At 69.2% G+C, this 15,041-nt stretch carries 13 protein-coding genes; 5 read left to right on the top strand and 8 right to left on the bottom strand.

Annotated elements, in window-relative coordinates:
• Positions 1-46 precede the first annotated feature (46 nt).
• Genes IAE56_RS01415 through IAE56_RS01400 form a run of 4 tightly spaced genes read right to left on the bottom strand, consistent with a single transcriptional unit; the run spans position 47 to position 6,072 of the window.
• The gene (locus IAE56_RS01415; RefSeq protein ID WP_200751183.1) at positions 47-3,244 is read right to left on the bottom strand and encodes a CusA/CzcA family heavy metal efflux RND transporter; all 3,198 of its coding nucleotides are present in this window, start codon (positions 3,242-3,244) and stop codon (positions 47-49) included.
• A gap of 10 nt (positions 3,245-3,254) precedes the next feature.
• Positions 3,255-4,427: an efflux RND transporter periplasmic adaptor subunit gene (locus IAE56_RS01410; protein ID WP_200751204.1), complete on the bottom strand. Its 1,173-nt coding sequence runs from the start codon at positions 4,425-4,427 to the stop codon at positions 3,255-3,257.
• Complete coding sequence (locus IAE56_RS01405) at positions 4,424-5,677, bottom strand: TolC family protein (RefSeq protein ID WP_200751182.1); 1,254 nt, start codon at positions 5,675-5,677, stop codon at positions 4,424-4,426. The genes IAE56_RS01410 and IAE56_RS01405 overlap by 4 nt, the downstream gene beginning before the upstream one ends.
• 56 nt (positions 5,678-5,733) lie before the next feature.
• Positions 5,734-6,072, bottom strand: a complete 339-nt coding sequence (locus tag IAE56_RS01400; protein WP_200751181.1) for a hypothetical protein — start codon at positions 6,070-6,072, stop codon at positions 5,734-5,736.
• Between the two features lie 149 nt (positions 6,073-6,221).
• Here IAE56_RS01400 and IAE56_RS21035 point away from each other — a divergent pair, with 149 nt between their 5' ends.
• A complete protein-coding gene (locus IAE56_RS21035; protein ID WP_234455813.1) occupies positions 6,222-6,908 on the top strand; it encodes a hypothetical protein in 687 nt (228 codons plus the stop codon).
• 47 nt (positions 6,909-6,955) lie between these two features.
• Here IAE56_RS21035 and IAE56_RS01390 read toward each other — a convergent pair whose 3' ends face one another.
• Positions 6,956-7,345 carry a RidA family protein gene (locus IAE56_RS01390; protein WP_200751180.1) on the bottom strand — a complete coding sequence of 130 codons (390 nt, stop codon included), beginning with the start codon at positions 7,343-7,345 and terminating at the stop codon, positions 6,956-6,958.
• 110 nt (positions 7,346-7,455) lie between these two features.
• On the opposite strand from IAE56_RS01390, the gene IAE56_RS01385 reads away from it, so the two are divergent.
• Entirely contained in the window at positions 7,456-8,349 is an 894-nt protein-coding gene (locus IAE56_RS01385; RefSeq protein WP_200751179.1) for a LysR family transcriptional regulator, read from the top strand.
• Between the two features lie 130 nt (positions 8,350-8,479).
• Complete coding sequence (dnaQ, locus tag IAE56_RS01380; RefSeq protein WP_200751178.1) at positions 8,480-8,989, top strand: DNA polymerase III subunit epsilon; 510 nt, start codon at positions 8,480-8,482, stop codon at positions 8,987-8,989.
• 46 nt (positions 8,990-9,035) lie between these two features.
• Here the strand turns inward: dnaQ and IAE56_RS01375 are convergent, their stop codons facing one another.
• Positions 9,036-10,250: a glycosyltransferase gene (locus IAE56_RS01375; protein WP_200751177.1), complete on the bottom strand. Its 1,215-nt coding sequence runs from the start codon at positions 10,248-10,250 to the stop codon at positions 9,036-9,038.
• Positions 10,251-10,365: 115 nt separating this feature from the next.
• Here IAE56_RS01375 and IAE56_RS01370 point away from each other — a divergent pair, with 115 nt between their 5' ends.
• On the top strand, positions 10,366-11,085 hold the full coding sequence (locus tag IAE56_RS01370) for a helix-turn-helix domain-containing protein (RefSeq protein ID WP_079224290.1): 720 nt from the start codon (positions 10,366-10,368) through the stop codon (positions 11,083-11,085).
• A 70-nt stretch (positions 11,086-11,155) separates the two neighbouring features.
• Positions 11,156-12,481, top strand: a complete 1,326-nt coding sequence (locus tag IAE56_RS01365) for an MFS transporter (RefSeq protein WP_200751176.1) — start codon at positions 11,156-11,158, stop codon at positions 12,479-12,481.
• Positions 12,482-12,594: 113 nt separating this feature from the next.
• On the opposite strand, the gene IAE56_RS01360 is transcribed toward IAE56_RS01365, so the two are convergent.
• Both IAE56_RS01360 and IAE56_RS01355 read right to left on the bottom strand, forming a co-directional pair.
• The gene (locus IAE56_RS01360; RefSeq protein ID WP_200751175.1) at positions 12,595-13,764 is read right to left on the bottom strand and encodes a mandelate racemase/muconate lactonizing enzyme family protein; all 1,170 of its coding nucleotides are present in this window, start codon (positions 13,762-13,764) and stop codon (positions 12,595-12,597) included.
• The gene (locus IAE56_RS01355; protein ID WP_200751174.1) at positions 13,761-14,693 is read right to left on the bottom strand and encodes a dihydrodipicolinate synthase family protein; all 933 of its coding nucleotides are present in this window, start codon (positions 14,691-14,693) and stop codon (positions 13,761-13,763) included. Before IAE56_RS01355 ends, IAE56_RS01360 begins: the two co-directional genes overlap by 4 nt.
• Between the last annotated feature and the right edge of the window lie 348 nt (positions 14,694-15,041).

Raw genomic sequence — 15,041 nt, 5'->3', positions numbered from 1 at the left:
GGGTCGGATCCCTTTCCACCGGAAAGGGCTCCGACCCCAATACGCCTCAGCGCTTCACCAACCGCCCGGCAAACGTCGGCAGTACCAGCAACGTCAGCACCGTGGCGGTGATCAGACCACCGATCACCACCGTCGCCAGCGGCTTCTGCACCTCCGCGCCGGCACCACTGGCGATGGCCATCGGTATGAAGCCGACGATGGCCACCAGGGCCGTGGTCAGCACCGCGCGGATGCGGCTGGCGGCACCATTGATGGCCGCCTGCATCGGCAGGTCGCCGCCCTCCAGCCGCTCGCGGATCGCCTGCATCAGCACCAGGCCGTTCAACGTGGCCACGCCGGAGACGGCGATGAAGCCCACCGCCGCAGACACCGAGAACGGCATGCCACGCAGCAGCAGGGCGAGGATGCCGCCGACCAGGGCCAGCGGCACGCAGCTGAATACCAGCAGCGCTTCCCTGCCACTGCGCAGGGCCATGAACAGCAGGCCGCCGATCAGCAGGAACACCACCGGCACCACCGTGGCCAACCGCTTCTCCGCGCGCTGCAGGTTCTCGAACTGGCCGCCCCAGCGCAGGTAGGCACCGGCGGGCAACGCCACGTCGGCCACTGCTGCCTGGGCCTCGCTGACGAAGCCACCGAGATCGCGCCCACGCACGTTGGCCTGCACCACCACCCGCCGGCTGCCGTCGCTGCGGCTGATCTGGTTCGGCCCTTCGCTGACGCTGATACGCGCCAGCGAGGACAACGGCACGACCTGGCCTGCCGGCGTGGCGATCGGCAGCGAGGCCAGCTGGTCCGGATCGTTGCGTGCGGCATCGTCCAGGCGCACGACCACATCGAAGCGTCTGTCGCCTTCGAAGATCCGCCCGGCCGCGGTACCACCGATGCCGGTGGACAACGCATCACTCACGTCCGCCGCGGTCAGTCCATGCTGCGCGGCGGCGACATGGTCGATCCTGACGTTGAGCGTGGGCAGGCCGGAAATCTGCTCCACCCGCACGTCGGCGGCGCCGTCCACCGCGCGCAGTTTCAACGCCACCTGCTCGGCCACCTTCTGCAGGGCGGCGAAATCATCGCCGTACACCATCACCGCCAGGTCCGTGCGCACGCCGGAAATCAGCTCGTTGAAGCGCAACTCGATCGGTTGGCTGAACTCGAAACTGTTGCCCAGCTGCTGCCCGGCCAGCTGCTCGAAGCGCTGCACCAGCGCTTCCTTGTCCAGCGACGGATCGGGCCACTGCGCGCGCGGCTTCAGCACGATCACGCTGTCGGAGATGTTGGTCGGCATCGGGTCGATGGCCGCTTCGGCGGTGCCGGTGCGCGAGAACACCGTTTCCACTTCCGGCTGTTCGGCCAACGATTTTTCCAGCGCCAGCTGCATCGCCAGCGACTGCTCCAGCGACGTGGACGGCACGCGCAGGGCCTGCATCGCCACGTTACCTTCGTCCAGGGTGGGCATGAACTCGCGGCCCAGCAGCGAGAACGAACCGATGCCCACCACCACCATCATCACCGCACCGGCCAGCACCGTGCGCGGATGCGCGACTGCACGACGGACCACCGGCTCGATGCGCGCACGCAGCACGCGGATCAGTTTCGTCTCGTGCTCGCCGTCGCCAGCATGTGCATCGCCGTCCTTCACCGTGGGCTCGCGCACCAGCAGTGCGGCCATTGCCGGCACGAAGGTGAAGGAGAAGATGAAGGCGCCGATCAGGGCCAGCATGAAGGTGGCCGCCATCGGGTGGAACGTCTTGCCCTCCACGCCTTCCAGGGTGAGGATCGGTGCGAACACCAGCAGGATGATCAGCTGGCCGAAGGCCGCAGGCCGCGCCATCTTCATGGCCGAATCGGCAGCCACGCGGAGGCGCTCCATCGCCGTCAGCGCGCGGCCCAGTTCGGCGCGGCGCTGGCCCAGCATCAGCAGCGTGGATTCGATCACGATCACCGCGCCATCCACCAGGATGCCGAAATCCAGCGCACCGAGGCTCATCAGGTTGCCGCTGATGCCGAAGCGGTTCATGCCGATCACCGCGAACAGGAACGACAACGGAATCACCAATGCGGTGATCGCCGCCGCGCGCAGGTTGCCCAGCAGCAGGAACAGCACCACCACCACCAGCAGCGCGCCTTCGCTGAGGTTCTTCGCCACGGTCCCGATGGTGGCGTTGACCAGTTCGCTGCGGTCCAGCACCGGCACTGCCACGATGGACGGCGGCAGCGAGGCATTCACCTGCCGCAGGCGTTCTGCGGCCGCCTGGGCCACGGTGCGGCTGTTGCCGCCGGCAATCATCAGCGCGGTGCCGAGCACGGCCTCGTGGCCGTTGCGGCTGGCCGCACCCAGGCGCGGCGCGCGGCTCAAGGCCACTTCGGCCACATCCGCCACGCGCACCACCACGCCGTTGCGCGTGGCCACCGGGGCCTGCGCCAGATCGTCGGTGGTCAGCGCCAGCCCATCGGCACGCACCACCAGGCCCTCGCCAGCGCGCTGCACGAAGCCGGCGCCGGCCTGCACGTTGGAACGCCGCAGGGCGGTCACCAGGTCGGCCAGGCCCAGCCCATGCGCGGCCAGCCGCGCGCTGTCCGGGTGCACGCCGTATTCCTTGACGTAGCCGCCGACCGTATCGACGCCGGCCAGCCCCGGGCTGGAGCGCATCTGCGGCGCGATGATCCAGTCCTGCACGGTACGCAGGTAGGTGGCGCGTTCTTCCGGCGTGCGCAGCAGGGTGCCTTCCGGCGTGCGGTAGACCTCGCCCGCCTGCCAGCCGGCCGCACCGGGCTTGGCCAGCTGGGCCGGATCGAACGCGGTGAAGTCCACCGTCCACATCAGCACCTCGCCCAGGCCGGTGGTGACCGGCGACAGCAGCGGCGACGCACCGTCGGGCAGATCGTCGGCGGCCTCGCGCATGCGCTCGGCCACCTGCTGGCGGGCGAAGTAGATGTCGGTCGCATCGGTGAAGATGGCGGTGACCTGCGAGAAGCCATTGCGTGACAGCGAGCGCGTGGTGGTCAGGCCGGGAATGCCGGCCAGCGCGGTTTCCAGCGGGTAGGTCACCTGCCGTTCGATCTGTTCCGGCGTCAGCGCCGGGGCCACCGTGTTGATCTGCACCTGGCGGTTGGTGATGTCCGGCACCGCGTCGATCGGCAGCTTGCCCAGCTGCAGCAGGCCCACCGCCGCCAGCAGCGCGGCCGCGAACACCACCAGCCAGCGGTGGCGCACCGCGGTTTCAATCATCAGCTTGAACATGGTCGCCTCCTCAGTGGCCGTGCTCGGCTTCGCCCTTGGCCAGTTCGGCCTTGAGCAGGAAGGCATTGGCGCCGACGATGCGTTCGCTGCCGGTCAGGCCACCGAGGATCTCGATGCGGTCACCGGCACGGCGGCCGGCCAGCACCGGCTGCGCCTTGAAGCCGCCGTCGACGGCGACGAACACCGCGCTGCGGCCATCGACGTTCTGCACCGCATCGGCCGGCACGCTCAGCGCGTCGCCCTGGGCCTCGGTGACCACCACGGCCGAGACCGGCGAACCGGCTGGCGGCAACGCGGCGTCCACCGGCATGGCACGAATCACCGCCACGCCGCCCTGCTGGCGCACATCCGCGGCCGAACCGGTAACGGTGGCGGTGAAGCTGCCGCCCGGCACGCTCACTTCCAGCGTCATGCCCGGCGTGACCTGCGCGGCCAGCGCCGGTGGCGCGGTGAACACCAGCTCGTTCATCGCCGGATCGGCGACCTCGGCCACCACGCTGCCGGCAGCGACCACGCCGCCCGGCGTGACCTGCACGTTGCCGACGATGCCGGCCACCGGGCTGGTGATGCGCACGCGGCCGCTGGCATCGGGCGCGCCATTGGCGGCGGCCTGTGCCTGTGCCGCCGCGGCCTGCGCCTGCGCAGCCATGGCACGTGCATGCGAGGTTTCCAGCTCCTGGCGCGCGACCACGCCCTGTTCCACCAGCGCCCTGTCACGACCGTGGGCCAGGCGTGCGGCCTTGGCTTCGGCGGCGGCCGCCAGTGCATTGGCGCGGAACACCGCGGCCTCGCCGCTGAGCACGATGGCCAGCGCCTGGTTCTGCTTCACGGCCGTGCCCGGTGCCACCAGCACGCGTTCAACGCGGCCGGTCACGCTGGACGCCACCGAGGCGCGCGCGCCGTTCGAGGGTTCGACACGGCCGGACAGGCGCGTGGAGCCGCCACCGCCACGACCGACGGCGACCACTTCGATGGACGACGCCTTGATCTGTGCCGGCGTCAGCGCGACCACGCCTTCATCGGCTTCGGGCGCGTTGCCTGTGGTGTTCTCAGCGCTGCCCGGTGCATGGCCGTGGCCATCGTCGGCAGCGGCGGTTGGGGTCTGTGCAGTGCCAGTGCAGCCGGCCAGCAGTGCGCCCAACAGTGCAGCGGTCATCAACGAAATAGTACGGGAGAACATCAGCGAACCTCCACAAACGGGGCGCGCCCTTCCAGGCGGGCAAGATCGATTTCCGCGCCGACGCGCGACAGGCGCGCATCCACGGCGCTGCCGCGTGCGGCGATGAGGGCACTGCGCGTGCTGCGCAGTTCCAGCTGCGAGATGCGTCCGGCGTCGAAGCCAATGCGGGCCAGCCGGTAGGCTTCTTCGGCAGCCACCACGCTGTCATCGGCGGCGCGTGTGCGGCTGCCGGCAGCCTTCAGCCCGGCCACCGCCGCGAGGCGCTCGGCTTCGCTGTCGCGACGCTGCTGGTCCAGCCGCGCTTCGGCCGCACGCTGTTCGGCACTGGCCGCGCGGATGCCGCCGCGGTTGCGGTCGAACAACGGGATCGAAAGGCTCACGCCCAGCGTATAGGCCTGTTCGCGGTCCTCGCGGAAACGGGTCTGCGCGGCGGTCACGCTGAGATCGGGCAGGGCACGCTTGCGCTCCACGTCGACCAGACGGGTGCTGGCCTGTGCCTCGGCTTCGGCGATACGCACCGCCAGCGCGGCATCGGCTGCACCGCGTGGCAGCGGCGGCGTGCGATCCAGCAGGCTGCTGTCGATCGACTGCACCGGCGTATCCAGCAGGGCCGCACTGGTCAGGCGCGCCAAAGCCGCATCGCGGAAGGCCTGCGCTTCATCCAGCGCGGCGCTGGCATTGGCCACTTCGCTGCGCGCCTGCACCGCGCGCAGCTGCGGTTCGCGGCCCTGCTCCACCAGCGCGTCGACGGCCACGGCATCGTCGCGGGTCAGGGTCAGCGCTTCCTTGGCCAGGGCGTAACGACGCAGCGCGCTCTCGGCCTGCGCGTAGAACGCCGCCAGCTGGCTGGCTACATCACTGCGGCTCTGCGTCCCACGCAGTGTTGCGGCCTGTGCTTCGGCGCGGGCAGCACGTACGCGTGCACCACGCTGGCCCCAGATTTCCAGCGGCTGGGACAGGGTGAGCACGTTGTCGGCGCGGCCCATGCCGCCGTAGCTGCCGGTACCCCAGGCGTTTTCGGTGGTGTAGGAGAGCGATGGGTTGGGCAGGGCGCGGGCCTGCTCGGCGCGTGCCTCGGCAGCGTCGGCCAGGGCCGCGCCAACGCGGGCGCCGGGCAGCTGGTCCAGGCGTTCAAGCAGGGTGTCATAGGAAGGGGCGGCTTGCGCCATCGCCTGCAGTGCCGGGGCAAGGCCCAGCAATACGGCAATGACCCGCCCGGCCGCACGCAGCGACCGAGGTGTCGAGTTCGACATGAAGGATGTCCGGTTGTGAGTGAAACGGAAGCCCGCGATCGCGGGACGCGCTCAACTCACGCCCGGGGAGGACGCTTCAGTTCATCCTGCGCGACGGCATAGGTCGCGCTGTCACCGTCCGCCATCCAGCGTGCCGGCAGCGGCGTGCCGAAGGCAGCAACGGTGCCGGCCGGCAGGCTCAGGTTGGAGTGGTGGCAGTGGTTATGGCTGCAGGCACCGGTATGCGTGCCGTCACTGTCGCCGTCTGCGTCGTCGGCCGCGGCTTCAACATGGGCCGCGACCGTGTCATGCGGTTCCACCGCACAGGCCAGCACATCGGCCACCGGCACGACCACGAATGCCGCCATCAGCAGCGTCAGCAGGGTCGAACGGAGGTGGCGGGCAATCCAGCGCATGGAGGGCAGGCTAGCAAGCGGTTTCCGGTGGATACAATATCAATGGGGGGGCGGATCCCTTTCCGCAGGAAAGGGCTCTGACCCTCCGGCCTGGTTGCTCCGCCACGCACCATCGTCGAGGATCGGGATTCGTCACCAGGGAAGGAACGATGACCGCACGCATTGCCGCAGCAGGCCTGCTGCTGATACTGGCCAGTCCCGTCGCAGTCGCCGCCGAGGACGTCTACGTGGAATTCCTGTGGGCGCCGACCCCGGCAGATGCCCTCGCGCGCTCGCAGACCCAGCTGTTCATTGCCGACGGCCACCACGATCACCGCATCTGCGTGGCTGCCAATCTCGTCGATACCGACGTGGCGGGCCTGCACATCGACATCCGTGATGCCAAGGGCGTGCAGGTCTCGCGCACGGCCCACGAGGACTACCGGGGCCGCAAGAAGTGCTATGCCGCTGACCTTGGAAGTACCGGCGCGGCCGGGATGTGGACCGTCGATGCCGTGCTGGGGGATGGACGCCGTGGCAGCGCGCAGATCCGCGTGGATCCGACGCTGGAGGCGTCGCCCCTGTACCTGCGGCATGACCAGCCCTACGTGGCGGGGCGGCCGAACTACGACGCGTCCATTCCGCCGGCCGAGTGGGTGGGCAAGCTGGTCTGGGCGATGGACGTGGATGCCGCAGGCAAGGTGACCCATGTCGAGGTGGAGACCGCCGAAGGCATCGGCGAGCGCCTGCGTGAGCGCGCGCTGGCGGCCGGGTGGCTGACCCGGTTTGGGCCTGACCCGGCGCGTGCGCAGACGCCGCTGCGCTGGCGTCGCACGCTGGAGTTTGCTCCCGACTGAGGCTACGGGCTGTAGAGCCGAGCCCATGCTCGGCTCTACAGCAGACGTCAGGGCAGCTTCGCGATCACCTTGATCTCGAACTGGAACCCATACAGCCAGGTCACGCCGATGCCGGTCAGGGTCGGGTGCGGCGCTTCGCCCCAGTACTCGGGCACGATGGCCCAGGCCTTCTCGAAGTTGGTTTCCGGGTCGACCATGAACACGGTTACGTCGATCACGTCATCGAAGCTGCAGCCAGCGGCGGCCAGCACCGCATTGAGGTTGTCGAAGGCGCGGCGCACCTGGGTCTCGAAGTCCGGTTCGGGCGAGCCGTCCTCGCGGCTGCCGACCTGGCCGGAGACGAACAGGAAGCCATTGAAACGGATGGCCGGCGAGTAGCGGTTGCGCTCATAGAGGGCCTGGCGGCCGGCGGGAAAAACGACATTACGAGGGGTCATTGGGGAGGCTCCAGAGGGAAGGCCTCCATGCTGCTCGCCGGCGCTGTCTGGATAAACAGCGATGATCGGCCTAGATTGATTGCCAATCCCAAACAATCATGGCCCGGCCCATGGACCGTTTCGAGGCGATGCGCGCCTTCGCCCGCGTGGTGGAAACCGGCAGCTTCACCCGTGCCGCGCACACCCTGCAGGTCAGCCGCACCACGGTCACCCAGCTGGCGCAGCAGCTGGAAGCGCACCTGCGGCTGCGCCTGCTCAACCGCACCACGCGGCGGGTCAGCGTTACCGCCGATGGCGCGGCCTACTACCCACGCATCGCGCGCCTGCTGGCCGAGCTGGAAGAGGTGGAGGGCGGCCTCGGCGATGCCGCCAGCCAGCCGCGCGGGCGCCTCCGCATCGACGTGCCCGGTCCATACGCGCGGCTGCAGCTGGTGCCGGCGCTGCCGGACTTCCACGCGCGCTATCCGGACATCCAGCTGGACATCGGCGTCAGCGACCGCGAGGTCGATGTCATCGCCGACAACGTGGACTGCGTGATCCGTGGCGGTGCGCCTGCCGATCCGGCGCTGGTGGCGCGGCCACTGGCCAGCTTGCCGATCGGCTTCCACGCCAGCCCTGCGTACCTGCAGCGCTTCGGCATGCCCGCGCACCCGCACGCGCTGGAAGGGCCGGACCATCACATGGTCGGCTTCCTCAGCCCGCGCACCGGTCGCGCACGCGTGTTCACCGCCCAGCGCGGTGATGAGCGCATTGAAGTGCAGGGCCGGCATGCGGTGGGCTTCGACGATGGCAATGCCTACTTGGCCGCCGGCGTGGCGGGCCTGGGCGTGGTCGCGCTGCCGAGCTACATGGCGGATCCGCATGTGGCCAGCGGTGAACTGCGGCCGGTACTGCAGGACTGGCAGCTGCCGCCGATGCCGATGCACGTGATGTTTCCGCCGAACCGGCACATGAGCCAGCGCCTGCGGGTGTTCATTGACTGGGCGGTGGAGGTGTTGGGGTGACACGGGGCGCTGTAGAGCCGAGCCCACGCTCGGCTGCTTGTCGCACCTGAAGGATTGCAAGAGTTCCTAGGTCGATAGCGCAAGGCATCGTGCGACCATTCCAGGCAGATCAGCAAGAACAACACCCCCCATGCATCGTATCGTCGCGCTGGACACCGAAACCACCGGCCTGTCGCACAAACAGGGCCATCGCATCATTGAGATCGGCGCAGTAGAAATGATCGACGGACGGATCACGGGGCGGCAGTTCCACACGTTCCTGCAGCCGCAACGACGCGTGGATCCTCACGCGCAGCGCGTGCACGGTATCAGCGATGCGATGCTGATCGGCAAGCCGCTGTTTTCCACCAAGGCCGCGGAACTGATTGAATTCGTGCGCGGTAGCGAACTGGTGGCCCACAATGCGACCTTCGACGTCGGTTTCCTGGACCACGAACTTCGCCTGGCCGGTCATCCGATCGGCTTGGGTCACCATTGCCGGGTGACCTGTAGCCTGAAGATCGCCCAGCAGCGTTGGCCCGGGCAGCCCAACAAGCTGGACGATCTACTCACACGCCTGCGCATTCCCAGCAACCGTGGTCTGCACGGCGCGCTGAAGGATGCGCATCTGCTGGCCCAGGTGATTCCGCATCTGCGCTGATGCGTTGATGCGGCGTTGGGCGCCGCAGCCAAGCATGGGCTTGGCTCTACAGGGGCTGTAGCCAGCGCTCGATCATCGCCACGCCAGTGGCCACGCCATCTTCGCTCGCCATCGCTACGCCCAGTGCAGCAGCACGCGCACGCGTCGCGCTGTCCTCGGCGAACGCAATCGCCGCCGCCAGCGTGGCGGCATCCAGTCGCTTCGGTGACAGCGGCGCCGGCGCCACACCCAGCGTCTGCAGGCGCCGCGCCCAGAAGAACTGATCGGCGGCGAACGGCATCACCAGCGAAGGAATACCGGCGCGGCAGGCCGAATGCGTGGTGCCGCTGCCGCCATGGTGGATGGCCAGCGCGCAGCGTGGGAACAGTGCTTCATGCGGGGTCGGTCCGAGCACGAACACGTTTGCTGGCAACGCACCCGAAGGCAGTCCGGCCCAGCCTGGGAACAGCAGCACGCGGCGTGGTGCAAGCGCCTGCAGCAGAGCCGGCAGCACGCGCTCGCGGTCGAAGCCGGTCATGCTGCCGAAGCCGAGATAGATCGGCGCGGGTCCGGCATCGAGGAAGGCCTGCAGGTCGGCCGGCGGCGACCACGGTTGTTCCGGCATCCGCCATTGCCCGCATACCACGTGGTCAGCCGGCCAGTCCGCAGGTGGCGGCAGCAGCTGCGGGGAAATGCCGTACAGCATCGGCAGGCCGGTCCACAGCGTGCGGCGCGGCGGTTGCCCCAGTGCGGCGCGCGCGGCGTTGATCGGCCTGCGGAAGGTGCGCCACACCGCCTGGTTGACCAGCCCGTAGCTGGCCCGACGCACGACGCCCGGCAGCGGCATCGGCGGCAGGAAGGGCGACGCGAAGGCGCGCGTCGGCGTCAGCGGAATCATGCCGGTGCCGATGGCCGGCAGGCCGTGGCGCTCGGCCACGCTCAGGCCGACCAGCGCGGCCAGCCCGCCGGTCAGAACGGCATCGCAGCCGGCGGCGGCGGCATCCGCCTGCGCCATCCAGGCGGGCACATGGCGGCCGGCCATCCGCGCCAGGCCGCGTGAAGCGGCGGCCAGGTTGTTGCCGCGTGCCACCAGGGCCACCACTTCGTCGTGGATGTCGCCTTCCAGCGCCGCGTGCGGCACGCCCAGTTCGCGCGCGCTGCCCAGCGTGCCCTGTTCGGCCAGCAGCACCACGTCGTGGCCGGCCTGGCGCAGGCCATGGCACAGCATCACCAGCGGCCGGGTGTCGCCTTCGGTTCCATAGGTCAGGGCCAGCAGTCGCATCGGGGGCTTCGCGGGTGGGGTCGTCAGTATCGCCGCCTGTCGCAGAAGGCCGCGCGAATGCGCCCAGGTGTTGCTATTGGTGGCATTGCACGGGTCCGGCCAGTACGCTTCCTGCATGCGAACCAAGCCCAATGCCCAGCCCAACCAGAGCCTGATCGACGGCATCGCCACCCTTCAGGCACTGGCGTCGTCGCCCGAGCCGGTGGGCTGCCGTGAACTGGCCCGCCAGCTCGACGCCAACCCGACGCGGGTCAACCGCCTGCTCAAGACCCTGGCCTATCTGGGCATCGCGCGGCAGACCGCCGACCGCAAGTACACCGCCGGCCCGGGCATGCACGTGCTGGCCGCGCAGAGCCTGTTCGCCTCCGGTCTGATCCGTCGCGCGCTGCCGGTGCTGGAAAGCCTGCGCCGCTTCGGCCACACCGTGGCACTGGGCGTGCTGTGGAACGACAGCGTCAGCTACCTGTTCCATGCGCCGCCGGGCATCGAGGCGGCACGGGGCCTGGGCCGCATCGGCCTGCTGCCGGCCACCACCAGCGGCATCGGCATCGTGCTGCTGGCGCAGCTGAGCGATGACGAAGTGCGCGAGATCTACCAGGACAAGCCGATCCCGATGTTCCCCGAGGGCATCGAGCAGCTGCTGGCGACCCTGGCAGTGACCCGCGCGCAGGGCCATGCCCGGGTGCACGTCGCCGACGAACGCGACCACCACATCGTCGCCATCGCCATGGGCGACCCGGTCCACGCCGGCATCGCCATGTCCGGCTGGATCCCCGAATCGGCCACCGCGGAACTGGTGGCGGCCCTGCGCACGGCGGCGGCGGAGATCGGCTGAGGCACCGCGACAGGCCTGCCGCAGTGCGACTTGACCTGTTGCTACAATAGCAATACGTTGCAGCCTTCCGATGGGAGGCGTCGTCGATGGCCAAGCGGTGGAACGCGTGAGCGGCTCGGGCAAGACCAGGTGGGTCCTGCTGGGGCTGCTGTTCTTTTCCACGGTCATCAACTACCTGGACCGGCAGGCGCTGTCGATCCTGGCCACGACCATCCAGGCCGACCTGGACATGTCCGACATCGAGTACGCGCGGGTGGTGCAGGTGTTCCTGTTCGCCTATGCCGCCGCCTACGTCATGGCCGGGCGCATCACCGACTGGCTGGGCGCGCGGGTGGCGCTGCTGCTGTTCGTGGGCTGGTGGTCGCTGGCCAACATCGCTACCGGCTTCGTACGCAGCGCGGTGGAACTGGGGGCGGCGCGGTTCGCGCTGGGCCTGGGCGAGCCGGGCAACTACACGGTCGGCACCAAGGTGGTGTCCGAACAGTTCCCGCCGCGCCAGCGCGGCCTTGCCCTGGGCCTGTACACCGCCGGCGCGATGATCGGCGCCACCCTGGCACCGCCGCTGATCGGCGGCATCGCCATCGCCTACGGCTGGCGCGCGGCATTCTGGATCACCGGCCTGGCCGGGCTGGTGTGGATGATCGGCTGGTGGTGGGCCTACCCGCGCGGCGCCGGAAAGCAGTCGACCGCAGTGGCGGCCAGCGCTTCGGATGCGTCTCCAGCCGACGAGGCCGCGGCCGCACCGACGCCACCGAGCATGAAAGGGGTCTGGGGCCGGTTGGCGCGCGACCGCACGGTATGGGCGTTGGTCGCCTCGCGCGCCGTGGCCGACCCGGTCTGGTACTTCTACCTGTTCTGGTTCCCCAAATACCTGGGCGATGCGCGCGGCATGAGCCTGATGGCGGTCGCGTCCCTGGCCTGGATCGTCTACGTGGCCGCCGACATCGGCAGCGTCGGCGGTGGCCTGATTTCCGGTGGCCTGGTGAAGCGTGGGATGGACCCGGTGCAGGCCCGCCTGCGCACGATGATCGGCGCGGCGTGCCTGGCACCGGTCGGCATCTTCGTGGCCCTGCATCCGCCGATCCCCGTGCTGCTGGGGCTGGCCTGCCTGGTCACGTTTGCCCACCTCACCTATCAGATCAACCTGACCACGATGACGGTGGACCTGTTCCCGTCGCGCTACATCGCCTCGGTGGCGGGGCTGGTGGGCTGCGGCAGCGCGCTGGGCGGCATGGTGTCTGCGCAGGTGGTCGGGCATCTGGTGGCCGGTGGCAACTTCGACCGCGCGTTCGTGCTGATGGCGGTGCTGCACCCGATCGCGGTGGTGCTGGCCTGGATCGCACTGCGCCAGGCACGTCGCTCGCCGATGACACTGGTGGGGCAGCAGGCGGCGTAACCACGTGTCTCTGTAGCGTCGAGCCGTGCTCGACCGCGGAAAAAACAGTCGAGCATGGCTCGACTCTACAAAGGCCGCAGTCGAGCATGGCTCGACGCTACAAACGGCTGAGGTCAGGCCACGGCTTCGGCGTGTTGCCAGAACGTCGTGTTGGGAACCGCACCCAAGCCGGGGCCGCTGGGCAGCTGGTAGCCGTCCTGCGTATAGGCCATGTCGGTGTCCAGCATCTGCACCGAGCGCGAGAAGATCGAGTGCTGCCACTCGTGCCGCCACAGCCCTTCGACCACCGCCGATGCATGCAGGCTGGCCGCCATGAAGATGCCGCCGCCGATGGTGGCGTGCGGTGCGACCTGCACGCCGTGGGCGGCGGCCAGGCGGGCGATGCGCAGGAACTGGGTGATGCCGGTGTGGCCCATCTCCGGCTGCACGTAGGCCAGGCTTCCACCTTCCACGCGCGGCCTCGCCACGTAATCAGTCGGCCACTCTTCGCCCGCAGCCACCGGAATCGGGCTCTGCTGGCCCAGCGCGACCAGTCCAGGCACGTCCTCCGGCTTCAGCGGCGCCTCGATGAAGGTCAGGCCCACTGGCTGCAGCTGGTGGGCCAACTGCAGCGCGCCCTCCAGATCGAACTTCCAGTGCAGGTCGACCATCAGCTGGGCGTCCGCGCCCAGTGCCTGGCGAAGCGCCGCCATCTCTTCGGCAATGCCGTCGTGGCTGACCACCGCGTGCACCTTGAAGGCGGTATGGCCCTGCTGCTGGAACGTGCGCGCCATGGCCACCTTTTCCTCCAGCGTGGCCGCGGGCAGGCCGGACACGTAGCCGGCGATGCGCTCGTGGCGCCGCTCTCCCAGCAGCGACCACAGCGGCTGGTCCGCGGCACGTGCGCGCAGGTCCCACAGCGCGATGTCCAGCGCGGCGACCGCATCGGTGTGGAAACCGCTGCCGCAGCCGCGCACGCGCATCAGGCCGTACAGGTCGTCCCAGATCGCCTCGACATCTTCCGGTTCGCGGCCCAGCAGCTCCGGTGCCAGCAGGTCGTTGATGATTTCGCAGGTCGCGCGCGGTGCGCAGATGCCGTACGTCTCACCCCAGCCAACGGCGCCGTCGGCGCTGGTCACCCGTACCAGCACCGAGCGGTCCACGGTCGGGTACAGCGTGCCGTTGCCCCGGCGCACCAGGTAGCCACGCTCGTTGACCCTTTCCCCGATACCCAATGGCCCCAGGTAGGGCGTGCTGCGTGGCACGGTGAGGATGAAGGTTTCGACGCGGGTGACGGCGCTCATGCAGGGGTCCGTTGTGGGCGGCCGGGCACAACGTCCAGCGGCAGCAGGTCGGCGATGCGGGACAACAGGGTATCCAGTTCGCGGCGGTCCCAGGCATCCAGCGCCGGGCCGGGCGCGCGTACATGGTCGCAATCGATGATGCCCCGGCGCAGCAGCACGGCCTTGGTCAGCCGCCAGCGGAACACCGCCTGCATGCTCAGCAGCGGCAGCGTGCGCTCGAACAATACGCGTGCGCGCTCGTGGTCACCGGCGGCGTATGCGGCCAGCATCGCCACGTGGACTTCGGTGATCTCGCAGGCCGGCATGGTACCCACCGCACCGCGTGCCAGCTCGTCCAGCACGTAGCGCGCGCCCGCGCCACCGAACACCGCCTGCACGGCATCGCCAGCCCGTTCGGACAGCGCGGTGATGCGATGCCCGGACGGCATTGTTTCTTCCTTGACGTAGGAGATCGCCGGCACCTGCGTGGCCAGGGCCAGCAGCGCATCCACGCCCAGGCCCACGCCCATCGGCGGCGGCGCGTTCTGCAGCATGATCGGCACGCCCGATTCGGTGCCCAGGCGCGCGAAGAACGCCGCCATGCCTTCGTTGTCACCGGCCAGCGCGTGCGGGGTCAGCACCATCGCCGCCGCCGCGCCTGCTTCGCCGCCGGCACGGGTCAGGCGCACGGCATCGTCCAGCGTCTTCGCACTGCCACCGACGATGAACGGCACGCGGCCGTTGTTCCAGCGGCCGATGCAGGCGGTCAGGTGCAGCCGCTCCTCCATGTCCAGCATGTCGTACTCGCTGGCCAGGCCGGGGAACACCACGCCGGCGGCACCCGCGGCCAGCAGGTACTCGAACACCCCCTGGGTCGCGGTCTCGTCCACGGCGCCCTGGGCATCGAAGATCGTGGGAAGAATCGGGAAGACACCTTGCAGAGCGGCCATTGCGCCGGATCCTTGTCGAAAGGGTGTGCCATGTGTAGCAACACCATGAAAGGGAGGTTCCCGCCGGGGCCGCGAAGGAACCGTCATTCTTCGCTGCATTGCAGCGTGCGCGGCCAAATCATATTGCTATATTAGCTACAACACTGCCAAGTCGCAGTGCAGCAGCAACGACCGGAAAAGCGCTGGATCCAGGTGGCAGTTCGGCAAGCGGGGTGGGGCGGGGCAGCGGACGGAGGGTCCGCGCCGGTCCCGGTCGGTGCCGCCTGGGTCCCAACCTTGGGAGAGGGCCCGATCCATGCATCGTTTTCCACGTTCGACCTTGTTCACCGCTCTGGGGACCTGCCTGCT

This window comes from Stenotrophomonas sp. S41 (assembly GCF_016624625.1).
Classification (GTDB): domain Bacteria; phylum Pseudomonadota; class Gammaproteobacteria; order Xanthomonadales; family Xanthomonadaceae; genus Stenotrophomonas.
The sequence above is the reverse complement of the archived record's forward strand: the minus strand, read 5'-3'. Positions and strand labels throughout refer to the sequence as shown.

Excerpts from the sequence above, each read along its gene's own strand:
- IAE56_RS01415 (WP_200751183.1), bottom strand. The coding sequence starts at position 3,244 with ATGTTCAAGCTGATGATTGAAACCGCGGTGCGCCACCGCTGGCTGGTG.
- IAE56_RS01405 (WP_200751182.1), bottom strand. The coding sequence starts at position 5,677 with ATGTCGAACTCGACACCTCGGTCGCTGCGTGCGGCCGGGCGGGTCATT.
- IAE56_RS01400 (WP_200751181.1), bottom strand. The coding sequence starts at position 6,072 with ATGCGCTGGATTGCCCGCCACCTCCGTTCGACCCTGCTGACGCTGCTG.
- IAE56_RS21035 (WP_234455813.1), top strand. The coding sequence starts at position 6,222 with ATGACCGCACGCATTGCCGCAGCAGGCCTGCTGCTGATACTGGCCAGT.
- IAE56_RS01390 (WP_200751180.1), bottom strand. The coding sequence starts at position 7,345 with ATGACCCCTCGTAATGTCGTTTTTCCCGCCGGCCGCCAGGCCCTCTAT.
- IAE56_RS01385 (WP_200751179.1), top strand. The coding sequence starts at position 7,456 with ATGGACCGTTTCGAGGCGATGCGCGCCTTCGCCCGCGTGGTGGAAACC.
- dnaQ (WP_200751178.1), top strand. The coding sequence starts at position 8,480 with ATGCATCGTATCGTCGCGCTGGACACCGAAACCACCGGCCTGTCGCAC.
- IAE56_RS01375 (WP_200751177.1), bottom strand. The coding sequence starts at position 10,250 with ATGCGACTGCTGGCCCTGACCTATGGAACCGAAGGCGACACCCGGCCG.
- IAE56_RS01370 (WP_079224290.1), top strand. The coding sequence starts at position 10,366 with ATGCGAACCAAGCCCAATGCCCAGCCCAACCAGAGCCTGATCGACGGC.
- IAE56_RS01365 (WP_200751176.1), top strand. The coding sequence starts at position 11,156 with ATGGGAGGCGTCGTCGATGGCCAAGCGGTGGAACGCGTGAGCGGCTCG.
- IAE56_RS01360 (WP_200751175.1), bottom strand. The coding sequence starts at position 13,764 with ATGAGCGCCGTCACCCGCGTCGAAACCTTCATCCTCACCGTGCCACGC.
- IAE56_RS01355 (WP_200751174.1), bottom strand. The coding sequence starts at position 14,693 with ATGGCCGCTCTGCAAGGTGTCTTCCCGATTCTTCCCACGATCTTCGAT.